This window comes from Streptomyces sp. NBC_00028 (genome assembly GCF_045041065.1).
In the GTDB taxonomy this organism is placed as follows: Bacteria; Actinomycetota; Actinomycetes; order Streptomycetales; family Streptomycetaceae; genus Streptomyces.
This window is the reverse complement of the sequence record NZ_CP108293.1, coordinates 2,745,619-2,767,169: the sequence shown is the minus strand read 5'-3', so window position 1 is coordinate 2,767,169 and position 21,551 is coordinate 2,745,619. Positions and strand designations below refer to the sequence as shown.

12 protein-coding genes are annotated in these 21,551 nt (G+C 69.6%); 8 read left to right on the top strand and 4 right to left on the bottom strand.

Annotation, left to right across the window (positions count from 1 at the left end):
• Positions 1-41: 41 nt before the first annotated feature.
• Positions 42-6,368 carry a protein kinase domain-containing protein gene (locus tag OG885_RS12100; RefSeq protein WP_405730250.1) on the bottom strand — a complete coding sequence of 2,109 codons (6,327 nt, stop codon included), beginning with the start codon at positions 6,366-6,368 and terminating at the stop codon, positions 42-44.
• A 228-nt stretch (positions 6,369-6,596) separates the two neighbouring features.
• Here OG885_RS12100 and OG885_RS12095 point away from each other — a divergent pair, with 228 nt between their 5' ends.
• Complete coding sequence (locus tag OG885_RS12095) at positions 6,597-9,641, top strand: AAA domain-containing protein (RefSeq protein WP_405730248.1); 3,045 nt, start codon at positions 6,597-6,599, stop codon at positions 9,639-9,641.
• A 173-nt stretch (positions 9,642-9,814) separates the two neighbouring features.
• On the opposite strand, the gene OG885_RS12090 is transcribed toward OG885_RS12095, so the two are convergent.
• Positions 9,815-11,344 (bottom strand): helix-turn-helix domain-containing protein, encoded by a 1,530-nt coding sequence (locus OG885_RS12090; protein ID WP_405730246.1) that lies wholly within the window; start codon positions 11,342-11,344, stop codon positions 9,815-9,817.
• 73 nt (positions 11,345-11,417) lie between these two features.
• Positions 11,418-11,618, bottom strand: a complete 201-nt coding sequence (locus tag OG885_RS12085; RefSeq protein ID WP_329333652.1) for a DUF4236 domain-containing protein — start codon at positions 11,616-11,618, stop codon at positions 11,418-11,420.
• A 381-nt stretch (positions 11,619-11,999) separates the two neighbouring features.
• Between OG885_RS12085 and acnA the strand changes: the two genes are divergently transcribed.
• From acnA to OG885_RS12065, 4 genes are all read left to right on the top strand, one after another.
• Positions 12,000-14,717 carry an aconitate hydratase AcnA gene (acnA, locus tag OG885_RS12080; RefSeq protein ID WP_405730243.1) on the top strand — a complete coding sequence of 906 codons (2,718 nt, stop codon included), beginning with the start codon at positions 12,000-12,002 and terminating at the stop codon, positions 14,715-14,717.
• 152 nt (positions 14,718-14,869) lie between these two features.
• On the top strand, positions 14,870-15,595 hold the full coding sequence (locus tag OG885_RS12075) for a response regulator transcription factor (protein WP_405730241.1): 726 nt from the start codon (positions 14,870-14,872) through the stop codon (positions 15,593-15,595).
• Positions 15,592-17,094 (top strand): ATP-binding protein, encoded by a 1,503-nt coding sequence (locus OG885_RS12070; RefSeq protein WP_405730239.1) that lies wholly within the window; start codon positions 15,592-15,594, stop codon positions 17,092-17,094. Before OG885_RS12075 ends, OG885_RS12070 begins: the two co-directional genes overlap by 4 nt.
• Before the next feature lie 156 nt (positions 17,095-17,250).
• Positions 17,251-17,841, top strand: coding sequence for an HD domain-containing protein (locus OG885_RS12065; RefSeq protein ID WP_405730237.1), 591 nt, complete (start codon positions 17,251-17,253; stop codon positions 17,839-17,841).
• 18 nt (positions 17,842-17,859) lie between these two features.
• Here the strand turns inward: OG885_RS12065 and OG885_RS12060 are convergent, their stop codons facing one another.
• A complete protein-coding gene (locus OG885_RS12060) occupies positions 17,860-18,474 on the bottom strand; it encodes a Uma2 family endonuclease (RefSeq protein WP_405730235.1) in 615 nt (204 codons plus the stop codon).
• Positions 18,475-18,743: 269 nt separating this feature from the next.
• Between OG885_RS12060 and OG885_RS12055 the strand changes: the two genes are divergently transcribed.
• The 3 genes from OG885_RS12055 (at position 18,744) to OG885_RS12045 (ending at position 21,293) form a co-directional block, all read left to right on the top strand.
• Complete coding sequence (locus OG885_RS12055; RefSeq protein WP_405730233.1) at positions 18,744-19,832, top strand: lytic polysaccharide monooxygenase; 1,089 nt, start codon at positions 18,744-18,746, stop codon at positions 19,830-19,832.
• A 120-nt stretch (positions 19,833-19,952) separates the two neighbouring features.
• A complete protein-coding gene (locus OG885_RS12050; RefSeq protein WP_405730231.1) occupies positions 19,953-20,483 on the top strand; it encodes a hypothetical protein in 531 nt (176 codons plus the stop codon).
• Positions 20,484-20,654: 171 nt separating this feature from the next.
• Positions 20,655-21,293 carry a TetR/AcrR family transcriptional regulator gene (locus OG885_RS12045; RefSeq protein ID WP_405730229.1) on the top strand — a complete coding sequence of 213 codons (639 nt, stop codon included), beginning with the start codon at positions 20,655-20,657 and terminating at the stop codon, positions 21,291-21,293.
• Positions 21,294-21,551: the final 258 nt, after the last annotated feature.

Sequence of the window (21,551 nt, the reverse complement as noted above, 5' to 3'; positions counted from 1 at the left end):
TCGGTTCCTGAATGTCGTATGGGTGAGCGCTGTTGTGGCGGTCAACGGAGGAGGAAGTAGAGGGCGTTGGTGTCCGCGATGGTGTCCCAGTCGGCGTCCGTCGGGAAGCGCACGACGTCCCAGCCGGCGTCCTCCAGGCGATACCCGGCCTCGATGTCGCGGGTGGAGTCGGGGGCGCGGCCCGGGAGGTCGACGAACACGGCGAGGTTGGCGCCGTCCAGCCGGAAGACGAGGTCCGGGCAGGCCCCGGCCTCCGGGACGAGGACTTCCACCTCGTCCGGCAGCCGGTAGCCCTTCGCCCTCAGCCAGCCGAGCAGATCGCCCTGCGCGACCAGGGCCGCCAGATCCGCCTCCACCGGGGTCGGCGAGGTGCTCGCGGAGGCCAGCCTGCGGAACCGTTCGCTGCGGGACTCACCGCGGTCCTCCCGCTCGGTGCGGGCCTCGGACAGGCGCAGCAGCAGCGGTTGGGCAGCGTGCCGGCTCAGCTGGCGGTGGTGCGTCTGGTTGCCGTAGGTCAGCAGACAGGCGTAGCAGCCGCGGGCGCACCTCTCGCCGTCCGCCGGCCCGCCTTCGTCCTCGCCGGTGTCCCGGTCGAAGTGGCAGATCTCCAGCGCGGTCTTCGCGGCCTCGGCGAGGGCACCCCGCTCCTGCTGGATCCGGCGCAGCACACCGGCGCCGCCCTCGGCGGCCTCCGTGAACAGCATGCGGCGGCGCGGACCCTCGTCCGGCGGGAGCAGCTCCGCGGTCAGCTCGGAGTCCTCCAGCTCGAACGCGGCCTCGATGCCCCGCTCCAGCGCGTACAGGAACGACCACGCCACCGGCTCGGGCAGCGGCTCCTCCAGGGTGACGACGAGAATGTTGCGGCGGTCCTCCACGAAGGGCAGGACCCGCTTCTTGCGGCGCTTCTCGTTGCCGTCCTCGTCGACCACCGGCATACCGGTGCCCTCGATGGCGTCGGCGGCGGCCCGGTCGTTGAGCCAGCGGCCGTCGCCGAGGTCCAGCCAGTAGCCGTCCGGCTCACCCTCCTTGTCGCGGACGCGGCCGAGGTTGGTGATGCGCACGGTCGCGGAGTCGCCGTAGTCCAGATCGAGAACGGGCGCCCCGTCGCCGTCGGCGGCATGCGAGGTGAGGCGTCCCTTGCGGGCGCCGTGGTCCTGGAAGGCGTACGAGGTCTCCAACCGGAAACCGGCCCGGCGACGCTCCTCCTCGTCGGAGGAGATCCGCTCGCGCGGCGTGGTGTACACGGTGTGCAGGTGGAGCAGACCGGTGCGCTTGCCGCGCAGCTCCTCCTTGCACATGTCGCACTGGTCGAGGCCGGGTTTGACGACGTAGTGGTAGCCGCAGCCGTCGCAGCGCCGGGCCTCCGCCGTCGCCAGCTCGCCCGAGGCGTCCGGCGGCAGCTGCACCCGCGTGACCTGGTAGCGGGCACCCTCGTGGTAGATGAGCGCACCGGGGCCGAACTCGCGGATCGCGAGGAACCGGGGGCGCTGCAGATAGTCGCCGTCGGCGTTGCGGCGGTTGCCGGAGCGCGGGATGTACGCGGCCAGCGGAAGCCGCGGGAAGCTGTAGCCCGGCAGGAAGCCCTCGGAGGCCAGATAGCGGTACGGGTTGAAGTCGCTCATCACCGACTTGCTGTCGGTGGAGCGGTTCAGCAGCAGGTTCGTCTGGGTCTCGGCCTCCCGGCGGCGGCTGCGCGCCCGGCTCTGCTCGCCCTGTGTGAGGGTGTGGTCGACGACCCGCTTGTTCTGCTCGTACTGGTCGATGACGGCGGCCCGGAACAGCTGGCGCCACCGGTCGAAGGCGGCGTCGAACTCCTGCGGGGCGCGCTCGATCCGGTCCTCGATCCACTCGTCGTACCACCAGGTGGTCGACTCGAAGTCCGCGATCAGCGGGGCGAGGACGGTACGGGCGGTGGCGGCCGCGCGTCTGCGGGCGTCTTCGTCCAGGGACCGGTTGAGGATGTCGGAGCGGAGCGGGAGCTGCATCTGCGGATCGGGCCGGTCGTCCCCGTCCGGGTCGTAGGCGACATCGACGACCTCCGGAATGGCGATGCCGAGCTGCATCTCCGTCTCCGCCAGCCAGATGCCCTGCAGATGCGAGCGGACCAGATCCTCGTTGGCCAGGTCGAGGCGGGGCGGGGCCACCTGGCCCGCCACCATCTTCTGGGAGTCGCGGAAGTAGTACTGGTCGTGGCTGTTGCCCGTCGCGCAGTACGTGGTCACCAGCGCGGGCTGACCGGAACGGCCCGCGCGGCCCGAGCGCTGCGCGTAGTTCGCCGGGGTCGGCGGCACATTGCGCATCAGCACGGCGTTGAGCGAGGAGATGTCCACGCCCAGCTCCATCGTCGGCGAGCAGTACAGGAGCGGCAGTTCAGCCTTTCTGAACTGCTCCTCGCGCTCCAGCCGGTCCTCCGGGAGAACCTGGGCGGTGTGCTCGCGTGCGTAAAGACCGGCCAGTTCAGCGGCCGCGGTGCGGTACAGGTCGCGGAAGAACGGGTTGACGCGCGGGCCTTCGCCGCTGCTGTAGGTGCGCGCGAGCGGGTCGACCGCGCCGCGTTCACCGTTCCCGGCCCGCCAGATCAGCGCCGCGGCCGACACCCGGTAACCGGTGCGCTTCTGCGCCGCGCGGCGCCGGTAGGCCGGGCCGGAGAGCTCGGGGGTCGCGTCCACCTCGCGCACCAGGTCGGCGTCGACCAGTACCTTCAACAGGTCCTCGATGACGCCCTGGACGTCGTCCAGGGTGACGGAGGCCTCGCGCAGCTCGGGCATGTTCCGCCGCAGGTACTTCCCGAACTTGCCGCGGGCCGACAGGAACAGTGCGGAGCGTTCCATCCCCGGCCGCGAGCCGTACGGGTAGGCGGTTCCGACCGTCGGGCGGTCGCTCTCGCTCAGCACCCATGCCCCGGTCAGCCGCTCCTCGCTCGCCCGCTGAAGGACGTCGAAGTCGTCGCGGAAGTACTGGACGTCGATGGCGAGCGCCCGACGCATGAAGTCGAGCAGAGTACGGGCGATCTCCTCGCGCAGCGCCGGATCGGCGTCCCGCAACACGGCGTGCGCGGACTGCCAGCGCTCGTCGTTGGCGGCGAGCCAGCCCAGATCCTCGTAGTCGATCCTGAGCAGCCCCGTCTGCTCCAGGTTCGGCATCGTGATACGCCAGCCGCGTTCCAGGTCGCGGTAGAGGCGGTACCCGACGACGTCCCGGAAGGCCTTGACGGCCCGGCGCTCCATGGCCGGGGTCAGGTTCGCGACGTCCGTGAACTCGGCGGGCGTCAGACCCATCACCTCGGTGACGGCCTCGGCGAGGTCGTCGTGGCTGAGTCCCTCCTCACCGGCCCGCACCGCGGCCTGGTACAGGGCGCCCCGCAACTGGGTCACCTGGGCGAAGTCGTTGAAGTGCCCGGCCTGCAATGAGGCGTCCTGCCGGTTGTCCACGAAGGTCAGGAGCTTGCGCGCCTTCTTGCCCAGGCTCTCCTCCGGCACCGCCCGCAGCGACTTCACGATCGACGCGGAGATCAGCGAGGTCGCCGAGGAACGCCCCTCCTGGTCCAGGGTGGCCAGTTTGGCGAAGTCCCGGCCGCGGGTCTGCTCGTAGGAGACCTGGCAGTGCACACAGAACAGGAACGGCGCCGGGACGAACGCCGCCACCAGTCCCTCACCCGACTCCTGGCCGTGGGCGTCCACGACGACCCGCTTGGGCACCCGGGGCCGGTAGGACTTCTTGACGACTGTCACACCCTGCGCGTCCGACTCCAGCCAGGACTCCGGCAACCGCCGGTCGTCCACGGCCTTCTGCGGATCGGCCGGCCATTCGTAGTCCTCGCCGGGCATGCCCAGATACAGGTAGCCCTCGCCCTCGCGGCCGCCCGAAGCGGAGGTGTCGCGGCGCGGCTCGTACCGGAACGCGCCGTCCTTCTCCGTCCGCCAGACGGTCAGGTACTCCTGGCCGCACTCACGGCAGAACGCCAACGGGAACAACGGCTTGCCGTCGCTGTCCGGCTGTTCCAGCTGGTAGGTGCGGGTCAGCGGCCTGGTCAGCGGATCCTCGAGCGTGGTGAAGACGGTGTCGCCCTTGGAGAGGAACTGGTGGAGCCGGAACGCGAACAGCGGCCGCTCGGTCACCGGATGCTTGGCCTGCGCGCCCGCCTCCAGGGTCGTCCGGATCGCCTCCCGGGCGGTCTCCTCGGGCACCCCGGAATCCGCGGCCAGCTCGGCCGCGGCCTCCTCGACGGTGCCCGGGGCACAGCGCCGCAGCCGTTCCGTCCCTTCCTCGCGCTCCAGACCGAACCGGGACTCCACCCAGCGGGCCAGCGGGTCCTTCGTCAGAGCGTCGTACGAGCGGGGCGCAGCCGGCACCCGAAGCCGCTCGGCGGGCACGCTCTCGGAGGCCTCCTCGGTCGCCCGGACCAGGGTCTCGCCGATGACCCGCTTCGGCAGCACCGTCGTGCCGAACAATCGGCCGGCGACCCTCGCCACCTCACGCTGCTGGTCCTCCCAGGAGCCCTCGGTGGACATGGTCGCCGAGGTGCCGATGCACTGCAGGGTCGCGGACGCACGGCAGGCCTCACGCACCCGGCGGATCAGGAACGCCACGTCCGCGCCCTGCCGGCCGCGGTAGGTGTGCAGCTCGTCGAAGACGAGGAACTGCAGCCCCTCGGCCATGCGGATCAGGCTGGAGCGGTCGTCCGGCCGCGTCAGCATCAGCTCCAGCATCACGTAGTTGGTCAGCAGGATGTCCGGAGGGTTCTTGCGCAGTTCCCGACGGTCCTCCTTGGACTCCTGACCGGTGTAGCGAGCGAAGGTGACCGGCTCCCGGCCCTTTCCGAAGCCGTGGCGCAGGTACTTCTTCAACTCGCCCAACTGCGAGTTGGCCAGCGCGTTCATCGGGTAGACGACGATCGCACGCACCCGGCGAGCCGCATCGGGGCCGGCCGCCTGACGTTCCTTCAGCACCCGGTCCACGATCGGGACGATGTACGACAGCGACTTGCCGGAACCGGTGCCGGTGGTGAGCACGTAGGAGTCGCCGGCCTGTGCGGCCTCGATCGCCTGCCGCTGATGGAGGTGGAAGGTCAGCGGACGCCCGTCGGGGCGCAGCGAGTTCTCCTTCTTGTCGGCCTGGAAGATCTCCGCGCATCTCGGGTGAAGCACGCCGTCCCGCACGAGATCGGTGACCTGACCGCCGTCTGCGAAGAACGGGTTCAGCGACAACCAGGGGTCGGGCCACTGGGACTTCGCCGCCAGATCGTCCTCGACGAAGCCGGCGATACGGGCGTCCCGGATCACCGTCGCGCTCCTGGTGAAGCTCTCGTACTCGCTGATCAGATCGGAGTGGATACCGAAGACGTCCATCGCCTCGGGCAGACGAGGCTCTCTGCGCGGCACGGGCGGGGGCGCGGCCGGGGTGGGCCGGGGAAGGAGAGCGCGCAGTCGCGCCACCGGGTCCATGACCTGCCAGTGCGGAGCCAGCAGGGCGGCCGTGTCGTCCGGTGCGAAGGCGAGTGGGACCAGCGTCTCACGGACCAAGGCGGCGTTGTCGGGCCGGAGTTCGGCGTCCTTCTCCAAGAGGCGCTCCACCAGCCGGACCAGCTCGGCGGGCAGATCCGGGCGCACCAGGGTCAGCCGCGGCGGCCGCTCGTGCTGATGCTGTTCGGAGAGCTCGTAGGGGGTTCTCGCGGAGAACGGCGGCCGTCCTATCAGCAGTTCGTACAGGATGCAGCCGAGCGCATAGAGATCGGCCGACGCGGAGACCCGCTCGGCACGGAACTGCTCGGGCGCCATGTAGCGAGCGGTGCCGACGCTGACTCCCGTACTGGTCAGCCGCGTCTGGTCGGGATCGTCGACGACCGAACCCATGCCGAAGTCGAGGATCTTGACGGTGCCGTCGCGGGTCAGCATCGCATTGGCCGGCTTCAGATCGCGGTGGACGACCCCTGCGGTGTGCGCGGCGGCCAGACCGGCGGCGAGCTGTGCCCCGAGGGCGGCGACCCAGGAGACCGGCAGCTGGGGTTCTTCGTCGATGAGGTCGCCGAGCGGATGGCCGTCCAGCAACTCCATGGCCAGATACGGCAGTCCGCTGCCGCCCGGCGCCTCGTCCACACCGCCGTCGATCAGCAGGGTGAGGTTCGGGTGCCCCTGGGAGAGCATGCGCATGATCCGCACTTCACGGCGGAAGCGGTCGATCTCCTTACCGGACCCCGACGCGTCGACGGCGATCCCGGTCCGGCTCCGCAGCACGGTCTTCACGGCGACCTGACGGTGCGGGGAGTCCGGGGCGGCCTGAAGGTCTTCGGCACGGTGTACCTCGCCCATGTTCCCGCGGCCCAGGATCCCCGTGATCCGGAACCGTCCGGCGACCGTCTCCTGGCCCACTGGCCCTCCCCGTTCTCACCCGTCGCATACAAGGTGGGTACATTCCGTAGGGAGCGTATACCTTCACCCTGTTGACGAGCATCACATTCACCTGTTGACGTTGTCAACGGGCATCTCTCGTTATGTCATGGCCGGAAAGGCTCGCTCCTCTGTTCCCCGTGCTTACAGTCATCCTTTTCGGCGCAGGTCTCATGAGAGGGCCAGGACTGTGGGGCTACGGGGGCGGGGTTGAACGAGGTCGCGGGATTGCCGTATCCGGTCAAGGAACTGCTCACGGCCGCGCGATTGGAGATCGCAGCGGAGCTGCGCAGCCACGGCAAGGACGGCGGCAAGGTCTCGCTGTCGGCCGGGCGCAGGGTGGCCACTGCCGACGGCAGCCATGAGTACCTCTTCGACTGCAAGCGGTGGCTGGACGCTCTGGACGGCAAGGCGGCGCTGGTGCGCATGTCGAGGTCGACGGGCGAGTGGACACCTGCCGAGGTGTCGCGCATGCCCGAGGGCAAGGTGCGTGTCGTGACCGGTGCGGACCTCGGAGTGACTCCCTCCCATGTGCAGATCCGGGAGGACGACGCGGCCACCTGGCGCGTTCTCGTGGAACGGCTGGAGACGGTGGGGCAGCCGAATCACCCCGTCCGGACGGATCACGCGGCCTGGGCTCTCGGGCAGGGCGACCCGCGGCCGGGGAAAGGTGCCGGAACCACCGCCCAATGGGTCGCGAACTGGGCGTCACTCAAGCTCAACCCTCGTCAGCGTCAGGCGGTGGCACAAGCCCTCGACGGTGACGTGCTGTTCCTGTGGGGCCCGCCCGGGACGGGCAAGACCGATGTGGTCGGGCACATTGTCGAAGGGAGCTATCGCCAAGGGCACTCAGTGCTTTTCCTGGCCCCCACGAACGTCGCTGTGGACCAGGCTCTGGAACGCATATGCGAGCTGCTCTCGAACGAGGACGGGTTCGACAGCGGGCTCGTGCAGCGTGCCGGGGCCATCGCAGGCGCCTCGCTGCGGGACCGGTACGGCGACCAGGTCGATGCCGAACGGATCGGCGCCCGGCTGAGCGCACACCTGGACCAGTCCCTCGTAGAGCTGGGTGCGGCCTTGCGGCACGCCCAGGAGGGCATCGCCGCCCATGACAGAGTGGACGGTCTCCGTACGGACCTCGCGGATGCTCGGCGGCGTCAGAACGATGCGGGCACCAGGCGGACGAACCACCTTCAGGCCCAGAACACCGCACGATCCGTGATCGCCGCCCAAGAGGAACTGATCAGGAAGACAGGCGCCCCGAGCGGCATCTTCGCCGGCCGCAAGCAGGCCCAGCTCGACAAGGCGCAGGCCGCTCTCCACCAAGCGCGCATCGACGTCCAGCAGGCGTCGGCAGGGCTGGCGGCGGCGGAACGCGACCTCCGCCGGGCCGTAGCCACGGCCGACGGACTGGGCAAGGCGATCGCGGCCGAACAGTCGAAGCTCCTCGGGCTGCCCGCCCGTGCGACCTTGCTGTCCCAGGCCGAGCACATCCAGCAGCAGATCGGCGAACTGGAAGCGCAGCGCCGGAAGATCAAGGAGACCGTACGCTCGAAGTGCCGTGTCCTCGGAGCGACCGTGACCATGGGAGTCCAGGTGCGTAAACTCCTCGACCGAGTGGACGTGGTCGTCGTCGACGAGGCCGGGATGGTCAACCTGCCGGCCGCCTGGTACGCCGCCGGACTGGCAGGGAAGCGGATCGTATTCGCCGGTGACTTCCGTCAGCTTCCGGCGGTGACGAAGGCCGACAGCGACCGTAAAGCGTCGGAGGTCGAGCGGGAGCACGCCCGGCAATGGACTGCCCGGGACGTGTTCTCCAGCGCCGGGCTGGTGAGTGCGGGCGGTTCGGTGATGCCGGATGCGCGGCTCGTCGCACTCGAGACCCAGTACCGCATGCGCAGCGCGATCTGCGATCTCGTCAACACCGTCGCGTACCCGGACGCACCGCTGAAGACAGGGCGCGACAACGATTCACGGATCCCCTTCAACGCCTTGGCCGACGCGCCACTGATCCTTGTCGACACCTCGCGCCAACGCATCCGTGGTCGCGACCACCAGACCAATACCGTTCACGAGGCCGCCGTCCACGAACTCGTCCGCGGACTCCAGTACGAGGGTGTGCTGCCCGGCCGCAAGTGGGACGACGTACCCGTCGGGGAGCGGGCGACCGACCGCCTTGCCGTGATCGCCCCGTACAGAAAGCAGGTCCAGGCTCTCAAGGGCAGCCTCGGCCACCGATTCGGGGAACAGTTCGAGGGCCTGGTCGACACCGTGCACCGCTTCCAGGGCAGCCAGCGACCCATCGTCATCCTCGACACGACGGCAGGGGCCGGAACCCAGCCCGGCTACTTCTTCCAGGGCACCGGCCTGTCCTCGAACACCTGTCGTCTGCTCAACGTCGCGCTCAGCCGCGCCCAGGACCACCTCATCGTCATCGCCGACGTCGAACATCTGCGGCAGCACCTCTCCGCGACCAGTGAAGCGCGACGCATGCTCGACCATCTCGAAGCGCACGCCCAGTGCATCTCCGTCGACCAGCTCATCCCCGTCCGTGAGGCCGCACAACTCGCCTCGCTCTCCGAGGAGGAACTCTCCCGGCCCGCGTTCTTCCCGGCCGACGAAGTACCTCGCGCAGTGAGCTGGGACATCGATCGGGCCACGCGCAGCATCGAGGTCTACTGTCCCTTCCTCGATCCACGACCTGTGCGGGCGTGGTCCACACAACTGGCCAAGCGAGTGGCGGACGATGTCACTGTCACCGTCCGCACCCGGCCGCCCGAGGAGCAGTCCTCGGACGCGGCCGTGGAACGCGTCCGCGGACTCGTCCAGGAACTGCGAGCAGCCGGATGTCAGGTGGAGTTCCGTGACCGCATGCACGAGAAGGTGCTCGTTCTGGATGGCACTGTGCTGTGGCACGGCTCGCTCAACCTGCTGGCCAACTCGGGCCCGACGGATCTGATGATGCGTCTCACGGACCCCGGCGCATGCGAACGTGTCGGGCGGGTGATTGAGCGCGCTCGCAAGGAGCGTGCCGCGTGGAACCCAAGGGCCTCTCGTCCGTCGGACGGCCAGGCTTCGATGCAGGATGGGAATCGGCTCTACCTGAACGTTCCCTTTGCCGAAAAGGACGAGGCCAAGAGGTTGCTCGGTGCGCGGTGGGACAACCAACGCCGCCAGTGGTACGTGGACGCGAACCGCGTCAGCCGCGAACAAGCGTCAAGGTGGTTGCCGGATCGTCTCGATGGCGAATCCTGAGGGCGCACTCCCTGTGCCGACTAGAGCGGGATGAGCTCAACACGTCATCCGCTGCACTTCCGTGCAGGCGGAGGTTTGCTCCCGGTTCAGAGTCCCAGAGATGCCGCCGCACCCCTTCCAGCCTTGCGTCGGAGCAGGCCAGGAGGGGTGCACGGCTTTCCTTCGAGGGGTGATCAGATGTCCCGGAAGATCTCGATCTGCGCCCCCACCGAGTTCAGCCGCTCCGCCAGATCCTCGTAACCCCGGTTGATGACGTAGACGTTGCGCAGCACGGACGTGCCCTCCGCCGCCATCATCGCCAGCAGGACGACCACCGCGGGGCGCAGGGCCGGCGGGCACATCATCTCGGCGGCGCGCCAGCGGGTCGGGCCCTCGACCAACACGCGGTGGGGGTCCAGGAGTTGGAGGCGGCCGCCGAGGCGGTTGAGGTCCGTGAGGTAGATCGCGCGGTTGTCGTAGACCCAGTCGTGGATCAGCGTCTGGCCCTGCGCGGAGGCGGCGATGGCCGCGAAGAACGGGACGTTGTCGATGTTGAGGCCCGGGAACGGCATCGGGTGGATCTTGTCGATCGGGGCTTCGAGCTTGCTCGGGCGGACGGTGAGGTCCACCAGACGGGTGCGGCCGTTGTCGGCGAAGTACTCCGGCGTACGGTCGTGGTCGAGGCCCATCTCCTCCAGGACCGCGAGCTCGATCTCCAGGAACTCGATGGGCACCCGGCGGACCGTCAGCTCCGACTCCGTGACCACCGCGGCGGCCAGCAGGCTCATCGCCTCGACCGGGTCCTCGGAGGGGGAGTAGTCGACGTCGACGTCGATGGTCGGCACGCCGTGCACGGTGAGGGTCGTGGTGCCGATGCCCTCCACCTCGACGCCGAGCGCCTCCAGGAAGAAGCAGAGGTCCTGGACCATGTAGTTGGAGGACGCGTTGCGGATGACGGTCACACCGTCGTGCCGGGCGGCTGCCAGGAGCGCGTTCTCGGTCACCGTGTCGCCGCGCTCGGTCAGCACGATCGGGCGGCCGGGGGAGATCGCGCGGTCCACCTGTGCGTGGTAGAGCCCCTCGGTCGCCGCGATGTCGAGCCCGAACCGCCGTAGCGCGATCATGTGCGGCTCGATGGTGCGGGTGCCGAGGTCGCAGCCGCCGGCGTACGGCAGCTTGAAGGCGTCCATGCGGTGCAGCAGCGGGCCGAGGAACATGATGATCGAGCGGGTGCGGCGGGCCGCGTCCGCGTCGATGGCGTCCATGTCCAGCGCGGCCGGCGGCACGATCTCCAGGTCGACGCCCTCGTTGATCCAGCGGGTGCGTACGCCGATGGAGTTGAGCACCTCCAGTAGGCGGTAGACCTCCTCGATGCGGGCGACCCGGCGCAGCACCGTGCGCCCCTTGTTGAGCAGTGAGGCGCACAGCAGTGCCACGCACGCGTTCTTGCTGGTCTTGACGTCGATGGCGCCGGAGAGCCGGCGCCCGCCGACGACTCGCAGATGCATCGGGCCCGCATAGCCCAGAGAGACGATCTCGCTCTCCAGGGCTTCACCGATTCGAGCGATCATCTCAAGGCTGATGTTCTGGTTGCCGCGCTCGATGCGGTTCACAGCGCTCTGGCTGGTGCCGAGAGCCTCTGCGAGTTGCGACTGTGTCCAGCCACGGTGTTGCCGGGCGTCACGGATGAGCTTGCCGATGCGTACGAGGTAATCGTCTGCCATGGGGTTGAGGCTATCTCAGATATGAGATGGCGCCTTCCGAGGGGGCCGTTCAGGTGATGGTCCTGATGGTGCGTCAATGCCGCCTGGCGTTACGGGTACGGCGCCATCCGAAAGGTCCAGGCAAATCCACCGATGTCGTACGACGTCCGGTGCTGCTGTGGGTGTGCTTCGGCCCGTGGCTGCCGCCACCGGTGGTGATGGACCAGGAGCGCCGGTTGATGTTCAACCGCACGCCCGGAAGGATCCGGAAACTCTTGCGGAACGTGAGCGGCATCTGTGCCTCCTGCCTGAGTCGCGGAACGTACCTGTCGGTTACCCCGACTTGGCGCACTGATGGCCGAACGCGACGGGCTCTTGGGGGCGTCTCGTCCGGGTCGGCCCGGTTCGTGCCGTGCCGATGGGCGGGTCCGGCCGGATAATCGCCGGGTGATGCCGCCGTGTGGGACGTCACAAACGGAGGCCGGGCATGACCATCCAGCCCCCGTGTACTAGAGTTATCTCGACATCGAGATATCTGCCCAGGCGCACCGCAGCCGCCCGCATCGTCACTCCGGCGGTAAGGGTTACCTAACTTAGCCTTACCTTAGCGGATCGGCCAAGATGCCGTGGCGGCAGGATCGTGGTGAGTACGCGCACATCAATGAAGGAGACTGTCGTGTCGGCGAACAGCTTCGACGCCCGTGCCACGCTGAACGTGGGCGACGCGTCGTACGAGATCTTCCGGCTGGACAAGGTGGAAGGCTCGGCTCGCCTTCCGTACAGCCTGAAGGTGCTGCTGGAGAACCTCCTGCGCACCGAGGACGGCGCGAACATCACCGCCGACCACATCCGTGCCCTCGGCAACTGGGACTCCCAGGCCCAGCCGTCCCAGGAGATCCAGTTCACGCCCGCCCGCGTGATCATGCAGGACTTCACCGGCGTGCCCTGTGTCGTCGACCTCGCCACCATGCGCGAGGCCGTCAAGGCCCTCGGCGGCGACCCGGCCAAGGTCAACCCGCTCTCCCCGGCCGAGATGGTCATCGACCACTCCGTCATCGCCGACAAGTTCGGCACCAACGACGCCTTCAAGCAGAACGTCGACCTGGAGTACGGCCGCAACAAGGAGCGCTACCAGTTCCTGCGCTGGGGCCAGACCGCCTTCGACGACTTCAAGGTCGTCCCCCCGGGCACCGGCATCGTCCACCAGGTCAACATCGAGCACCTGGCCCGCACCGTCATGACCCGCAACGGCCAGGCGTACCCCGACACCCTCGTCGGCACCGACTCGCACACCACCATGGTCAACGGCCTCGGTGTGCTCGGCTGGGGCGTCGGCGGCATCGAGGCCGAGGCCGCGATGCTCGGCCAGCCCGTCTCGATGCTCATCCCGCGCGTCGTCGGCTTCAAGCTGACCGGTGAGCTGACCCCGGGCACCACCGCCACGGACCTCGTCCTCACCATCACCGAGATGCTGCGCAAGCACGGCGTCGTCGGCAAGTTCGTCGAGTTCTACGGCGAGGGCGTCGCCGCCACCTCGCTCGCCAACCGCGCCACGATCGGCAACATGTCGCCGGAGTTCGGTTCCACCGCCGCGATCTTCCCGATCGACGACGAGACCCTGAACTACCTCAAGCTCACCGGCCGCTCCGCGGAGCAGGTCGCGCTCGTCGAGGCGTACGCCAAGGAGCAGGGCCTCTGGCTGGACCCGGCCGCCGAGCCCGACTTCTCCGAGAAGCTGGAGCTGGACCTCTCCACGGTCGTCCCGTCCATCGCCGGCCCGAAGCGCCCGCAGGACCGCATCGTCCTCGCGAACGCCGCCGAGCAGTTCAAGGTCGACGTGCGCAACTACGTCGACAGCGTGGACGAGGCGGGCCAGGAGTCCTTCCCGGCCTCCGACGCCCCGGCCGTCGCCCCGAACGGCGCCCCGTCCAACCCGGTCACCGTGACCGCCCCCGACGGTTCGACGTACGAGATCGACCACGGTGCGGTGACGGTCGCGGCCATCACCTCCTGCACCAACACCTCGAACCCGTACGTCATGGTCGCCGCCGCGCTCGTCGCGAAGAAGGCCGTGGAGAAGGGCCTGACCCGCAAGCCGTGGGTCAAGACCACCCTCGCCCCGGGCTCCAAGGTCGTCACCGACTACTTCGACAAGGCGGGGCTCACCCCCTACCTCGACAAGGTCGGCTTCAACCTGGTCGGTTACGGCTGCACCACCTGCATCGGCAACTCCGGCCCGCTGCCGGAGGAGGTCTCCAAGGCCGTCAACGACCACGACCTCGCGGTCACCTCGGTCCTCTCCGGCAACCGGAACTTCGAGGGCCGGATCAACCCCGACGTCAAGATGAACTACCTGGCCTCCCCGCCGCTGGTCGTCGCGTACGCCCTCGCGGGCTCCATGAAGGTGGACATCACCAAGGACGCCCTCGGCGTCGACCAGGACGGCAAGCCGGTCTACCTGGCCGACATCTGGCCCTCCGAGGCCGAGGTCAACGACGTCGTCGCCAACGCCATCGGCGAGGACATGTTCTCCAAGTCCTACCAGGACGTCTTCGCGGGCGACGCCCAGTGGCAGGCCCTGTCGATCCCGACCGGCGACACCTTCGAGTGGGACGCCGAGTCGACGTACGTCAGGAAGCCCCCGTACTTCGACGGCATGAAGATGGAGACCACCCCGGTCTCCGACATCACGGGCGCCCGCGTCCTGGCCAAGCTCGGCGACTCGGTCACCACCGACCACATCTCGCCCGCCGGTGCCATCAAGGCCGACACCCCGGCCGGCAAGTACCTCACCGAGCACGGTGTGGAGCGTCGTGACTTCAACTCCTACGGCTCCCGCCGAGGCAACCACGAGGTCATGATCCGCGGTACGTTCGCCAACATCCGTCTGCGCAACCAGATCGCGCCGGGCACCGAGGGCGGCTACACCCGCGACTTCACCCAGGCCGACGCGCCGGTGTCGTTCATCTACGACGCCTCGCAGAACTACCAGGCCGCCGGCACCCCGCTGGTCATCCTGGGCGGCAAGGAGTACGGCTCCGGCTCGTCCCGCGACTGGGCCGCCAAGGGCACCGCGCTCCTCGGCGTCAAGGCCGTCATCACCGAGTCGTACGAGCGCATCCACCGCTCGAACCTCATCGGCATGGGCGTCCTGCCGCTCCAGTTCCCGGCCGGCCAGTCCGCCGACACGCTCGGCCTGACCGGCGAGGAGACCTTCTCCATCACCGGCGTCACCGAGCTGAACAACGGCACCACCCCGAGCACGGTCAAGGTCACCACCGACACGGGCGTCGAGTTCGACGCGGTCGTCCGCATCGACACCCCCGGTGAGGCCGACTACTACCGCAACGGCGGCATCATGCAGTACGTGCTGCGCAGCCTGATCCGCGGCTAGTCTCCAGGGCTTCCGCGAGGCTTGTGAGAGGGCCGTGTTCCCGGTGACGGGGGCACGGCCCTTCGCCGTACCCGCTCGTGAAAACACCAGGTCATCACCCATCCTCAGGTGGAACACAGGATTCCCTCAGCGGACCGGGACACGATCGGGACATGACTGGCAGCGCTCGGTACCGAAACGGCCGCGTCCGCGTGCTCATCGTCGACGACGAGCCCGCGCTCACCGACGTGCTCTCCGTGGCCGTCGAGGAGGCGGGCTGGCGGGCCTACCCGGCGCTGGACGGCCAGAGCGCGCTGAAGGTCGCCCGCGGCTGCGCCCCGCACGCCGTCGTCCTCGACGGGATGCTGCCCGACCTCGACGGCCTCCAGGTGCTGCGCCGCCTGAGGTACGAGAACCCGAAACTGCCCGTCCTCATGCTCACCGCGCGCGACGCCCTGGAGCACCGGCTCGACGGACTCGGCGCCGGCGCCGACGACTACGTCACCAAGCCCTTCTCCCTGGAGGAGGTCGTGCTGCGGCTGCGCGGTCTGCTGCGCCGGGCGGGCGCCGAACACGCGCGGCCCGACGAATCCGTACGCGTCCTCGGCGACCTGGTCCTCACCGAGGAGACCCGCGAGGTGCACCGCGCGGGCCGGCTCATCCAGCTCACCGCCAAGGAGTTCGACCTGCTCAGCCTGTTGATGGACCACCCGCGCCAGGTACTGAGCAAGGCACAGATCATCGACCATGTCTGGAGCACCTCCTTCGACGGCGGCGGCAACCTCGTCGAGGTCTACATCTCCAGCCTCCGCCGCAAGATCGACCGCGGCCGGGCGCCGATGATCCACACCGTGCGCGGTCTCGGCTACACCATCAGGCCGGCGGAGGACGGCAGATGACCGCCCGACGGCGACTGCGCTCGATGCGCTCGCGCCTGCTCCTGTTCATCTCCCTCGCCCTGGTCGCCGTCTGCGCGGCCATGGCACTGACCACCGCGTTCGTCCAACGCGCCTATCTGTACGGCAACTTGGACGACCGCGTCGAGAACTCCGTCGCCCGCTGCCTCGGCGGCGCCGCGCTACAGCCCCAACTCGCCGACGACCTCGGCTTCCTGCACGAACAGGGCCACCCGACCGGCATGGTCGCCGCCCGGCTCGACGACGACGGCGACATCCTCAGCGCCGCGGTCGTCGCCCGCGAGTACACGACCCAGCGGCTCACCGCCGACCAGCGCGCCGCCCTCGCGGGCATCGAGGCCGACGGGTCGATGCACACCCGGACCATCCCCGGGCTCGGCACGTACCGGATCACCGCGGTCGACAAGGACGGCGTACGGGTCCTCGCCGGCATCCCGATGGACGACGTGCAGCGGATGATCCGCGGCCTGCTCGTCGCGGAGGTGGCCATCGCGGGCGTGGGGCTCACCGCCGCCGGCTGTGTGTGCGCGGTCGTCATCCGACGTCAGCTGCGGCCCCTCGGCCGGGTCGCCGGCACCGCCGTCGAGGTCTCCCGCGCCCCGCTCGGCAGCGGCGAGGTCGGTGGGCTGACCCGAGTCCCCGAACGCGACACCGACCCAGACAGCGAGGCGGGCCAGGTCGGCGCCGCGCTGAACCGGATGATCGACCATGTGGAGTCGTCCCTCACGGAACGCCAGCGCACCGAGGAACGGATGCGCCGCTTCCTCTCCGACGCCAGCCACGAGCTGCGCACCCCCCTCGCCTCGATCGCGGGCTACGCGGAACTCATGAACCGCGGCACCGACCGCATCGAACCGGGCACGGCCTGGCGCCGTGTCTCCGCCGAGTCGGCGCGCATGACCGGACTCGTCGAGGACCTGCTCCTGCTGGCCCGCCTCGACGAGGGCCGCCCGCTGCACTCCGCCGAGGTCGATGTCGCCGCGCTGGTCGCCGAGGCGGTCTGGGACGCGCGGGCCGCCGGGGACAGCCATGACTGGCAGCTCGAACTCCGCCTCGACGCGGCCCCGTTGGTCACCGGCGACGAGGCCCGCCTGCACCAGGTGGTGGCCAACCTGCTGGCCAACGCACGCGTGCACACGCCCCCGGGCACAAGGGTCGTCGCGGTCGTGGAGACGGGGGCCGCCCACTGCCTCGTCCGCGTCCACGACAACGGCCCCGGCATCCCACCCGCCCTCCTCCCGACGGTCTTCGAACGCTTCACCCGCGCCGACGCCTCCCGCGCCCGCGCCAACCCCAAGTCAGGAGGCTCCGGCCTCGGCCTCGCCATCGCCGCGGCGATCACGGCGGCGCACAGCGGCCGCATCGACGTCGAGAGCGCGCCGGGACGCACGGAGTTCACGGTACGACTGCCGCTGGCGCAGGAGGAGCCGGCACCGGCGGTGCTCCGGGGGGAGGGGGCGCGGGCGGGGCAGGTGGTTTGAGGGGGTGGGTGTGTGGGTGGGGAGCGTGGCCGGGCGAGTTGGTTGGGCGCCGATTGAGGCCAGCCGCCTCAGCCTCTGGTCCGCCGCGCTCGGCGCCCCGGCTCAACCGGTCGCCACCGAACCGCAGTTCACGGTCCCGCACCGTACCCTTTCCGCGTGACCTCCCCCGACCTCCTCCACCGCGCCCTGCACGACCCCGGCGACCCACCCCTGCGCCCGCTGCCGGACCGGGCGGCGGAGCTGCTGCGCGCGCTGGACGCGCCGCCCCGGCTGGCCGCGCATCTGAGGGCGGTGCACGAGGTGGCGTACGGGCTGGTGGAGTGGCTGGAGCGACGGCATCCTCACCTCCCGCTGGATCGTGAGGCCGTGCTGTTCGGCGCGGCCACGCACGACATCGGCAAGACGGTGCACACCGCCGAGTTGTCCGGCCCCGGTTCGGCGCACGAGGAAGCCGGTCGTGAGCTGCTGCTGGCCCACGGCGTCGCCCCGCACCTGGCCCGCTTCGCCGCCACCCACGCGAGCTGGACCGCACCGGACGTGACCATCGAGGATCTGCTGGTCAGCCTCGCCGACAAGGCGTGGAAGAACAAGCGGGTAACGGAGCTGGAGGACCTGGTGGTCGGCGCGCTGGCCGAGGCGAGCGGACGGACGGCGTGGGAGGAGTTCCTCGACCTCGACGACCTGCTGACGGACGTGGGGGAGGGGGCGGAGGAGCGGCTCGCCTTTCAGGGGGCGTATCCCGTGTGAGCGGGGCGCCCGCCTGGGTTAGAAGCCGAGGAGCGCGTCGAGGTCGATCTCGATGGGGAAGGGCAGCTCGGTGATGAGCTTGTCGTGGTGCACCGGGTGCGATGGTGCGGGGAAGTACGTGAGGGTGTCCGCGTTGAGCCAGTACTCGTGGACCGCGAGCTTCTGGTCGCGGTCCAGTTCGACGCGCCAGTAGTACGGGACCTTGTGGGTGGCGAACAGCGCGGGTTTGCGGACGCGATCGTCCTGGCGCGAGCCTGGAGAGACGACCTCCACGACGAGGGCGACCTTCCCCACCGGGACACATTCGAGCTCGAAGAAGTCCAGTTCTCGGGGGTCGAAGACGATCACATCGGGCTTGGGCGTGTTCTGGGCGTCGACCATCACGCACTGCTCGGCCACGACCTTGTACGGCTCGGTGTAGGCGGTCCTCAAGGTGCCCAGCACGCCGTCCCGTACCTGGTTGTGCCAAAACTTGGTCTGTCCTCGAACCACGATCTGTCCGTCCACGAGTTCCCAGTCGAAGGGCAGCTCCAAGTCCTTGACCTGGTCGAAGGTCCAGCCGTCGGCCGGCGGGAACATCCAGGTCTCCTCGGTGGCCGGTCCCCGCTGGGGTGTCGTCATCACTGCTCCCATGGACGCCAGTGTGGACGCCGACACGCGGCGTGATCGTACGTACGAAGGTACCGCCACCCGATCCAGTGACACCATGGCACGCCGTTGACCCCCAACCCTCCCGCGCCAACCGTTTACACCCGTCCCCATTCGCGCTACCTTCCGCCACAGGCGGGGTGGGAGCGCTCCCATGCGGGTGGACCGGAACCTGCCCGAAGGGAACCCACCCACCCCGCTCATCCGCACACGCATCCGCACGGCCCGTACCTCAAGGAACGGACTGGACTGTCATGATCCTGACAAAATCAGCGGCGTCCCCAGGTCGCCGATTAGCGCTCCCCACCCGCGCCAGAGCCCTCTTTCTCGTCCTGGTCTCCCTGCTCGCCACCGTCCCCGCCGTCGCCCTGGTCATGACGACCGGCGGACCGGCGGAGGCTCACGGCACCCCGATGAAGCCCGCCAGCCGCACGTTCCTGTGCTGGCAGGACGCTCTGACCGACACCGGTGAGATCAAGCCGGTCAACCCGGCCTGCAAGAACGCCCAGGCGGTCAGCGGCACCACCCCGTTCTACAACTGGTTCTCGGTGCTCCGCTCCGACGGCGCGGGCCGCACCCGCGGCTTCGTCCCGGACGGCGAGCTGTGCAGCGGTGGCAACACCAACTTCACCGGCTTCAACGCCGCCCGCAGCGACTGGCCGTTGACCCACCTCACCTCGGGCAAGACCGTCGACTTCTCCTACAACGCCTGGGCCGCGCACCCGGGTTGGTTCTACGTCTACGTCACCAAGGACGGCTTCGACCCGACCAAGACCCTCACCTGGAACGACATGGAGGACCGGCCCTTCCTCTCCGTCGACCACCCGCCGCTCAACGGCAGCCCGGGCACGGTCGAGGCCAACTACTCCTGGACCGGGCAGCTTCCGGCGAACAAGTCGGGCCGCCACATCATTTACATGGTCTGGCAGCGCTCGGACAGCGCGGAGACCTTCTACTCCTGCTCCGACGTCGTCTTCGACGGCGGCAACGGCGAGGTGACGGGCATCCACGAGCCGGGCAACCCGACCGACCCGGTCCCCGGCACGTGCAGCGCCACCCGCAAGACGACCGGCAGTTGGTCCGGCGGCTACCAGTCCGAGGTGACCGTCACCAACTCCGGCGACGTCCCCATGCTCGGCTGGATGGTCGACTGGACCCTCCCGAGCGGTCAGAAGGTCGACAGCCTCTGGAACGGCAACGCGACCTACACCGGCCAGGATGTGATGGTCCACAACGCCGACTGGAACGGGTCCTTGAGCCCAGGACAGAGCGCGACGTTCGGGTACGTCGTGACCGGCTCCGGCGGTGATACGGCGACCACGTTGCCCTGCCGGGTCGGCTGACGGGCGGGCGGGCCCGGCGGACGGCGAAAACGCCGCTCGCCGGGTCCGTCGGCGATGACATGATGGCGTGCATGACATTCATGACCCCCATCACCTCCCTCTCCGCGTCGCGAAAGGGCGATGCCGCGTAGGCGCCCCGGCGCGCTGCGCGCCGCTCGACCCCCTCGCGCACTGCGATGGGACCTTCCCCCGGCTCGTATCCACGGCCTCTCCGCCCGAACCAGCCTGGCCGTAGCCCGCGTCGAAGGACTCCCGGACGACTACTACGTCTACTCCGGCGCCACCGACCGGGCCCTGCGGCGCTATCGGCAGTTCCTGCGCCCCGACGGCCGGCGCCCCCGCTATCCGCAGGACTCGGAGTGTTCGTGCCGTGGCTGCTCCTTCGACGACGTCCGCCACGCCCGCGACGTACTGGACGAGACCCTCTCCCGGCTGCCGCCCCGCCCCCGCGCCGAACTCGCCGGCCTGATCGCCGACTTGGACGCCACGTACCTGCGCCGTACCCTCCCCGATCCCTTCGCCGCAGAGCGCCAGTGGCAGGCCGACCTGTGGTGGCGCCGTCGACTGGCAGGGGGCCGCGAGGAGCCGCTTCCGGACCCGAGACGGCCACTGTCACGCGGGCGCGAAGCATCGGAGGGCGGGTCGGTGTGACGGGCCGGCGTGGCGCACCTGCGTGAAGGACCGGAGCCGCCCACGCCGACCCGCCGTCACCACCGCGCCGACCGGCGGTGACGCCGCACCCCCTCTTCCGGTGGCCCCGTCCCCGGCCGTGTGAGGATGGCCGTACGTCCCTGCCCCGTTCTGCCAGTCGAGGTCGCCGCCATGTCCAAGTCCGAGCCCCGTGAGCCGATCCGCCGCAACGCGCGGACCAACCGGGCGAAGATTCTGGCCGCCGCGCGTGAGCTCCTCGGGCAGAACCCGGACGCCACCCTGGAGGAGATCGCACAGGCGGCCGGGGTCGTCCGGCGTACGGTGCACGGGCACTTCCCGGGGCGGGCGGCGCTCCTGGAGGCCCTCGCGGCGGAGGCCTCGGCGGCTCTGCGGGCGGTGTCCGAGCGGTGGCCGGACGTGACGGAGAGCCCGGAGCGGGCCTTCGCCGGGTTCGTGCTCGCGGTGTGGCCCGAGGGCGACCGTTACCGCCTGCTGCTGTCGCTGGCGACGCAGGACCTGGGGCAGGAGCGGGTGACGGAGGCGCTGGAGCCGGCCCGTGCGGCGGCCCTGGCGATCCTGGAGCGCGGCCAGCGAGCGGGGGTCTTCCACGACCGGCTCCCGGCCCCCGTGCTCAACGCCGCCATGGAGGCGTACACCCTCGGCCTCCTGGAGAGCGTCAACACCGGCTCCTGGCAGGGCGACGCGCGGCAGGCGGCGGTCGCGAGCCTGATCGCCGTCGGTGTGCCGGTGCAGCGGGCGGAGAGGGTGGTCGCCGAGGTCGTCGCCGAGGTCCTCGCCGAGCAGGGTTGAGGTCCGGCGAGTGCTCCCGTGCGGACCCGGTGGACACCCCCACCGGGTCCGCGAGCCGGGCAGGTGAGGGGGAGTCCCTGCCCGGGTGTGGAGTGGCTGAAGACGGCGACGACGTGTCGGTCGGACAACGTTGTCGGGTGGTCTGAACCTCACCCTACCCCGTCAACGAACCGCGACGTCAACCGAGTTGGCTTGACCCGTCCGAGTGGCTCCTCGGCGCCGTCGGAGCAGCGTCCGGGGCACCCCGTGGTACGGCTG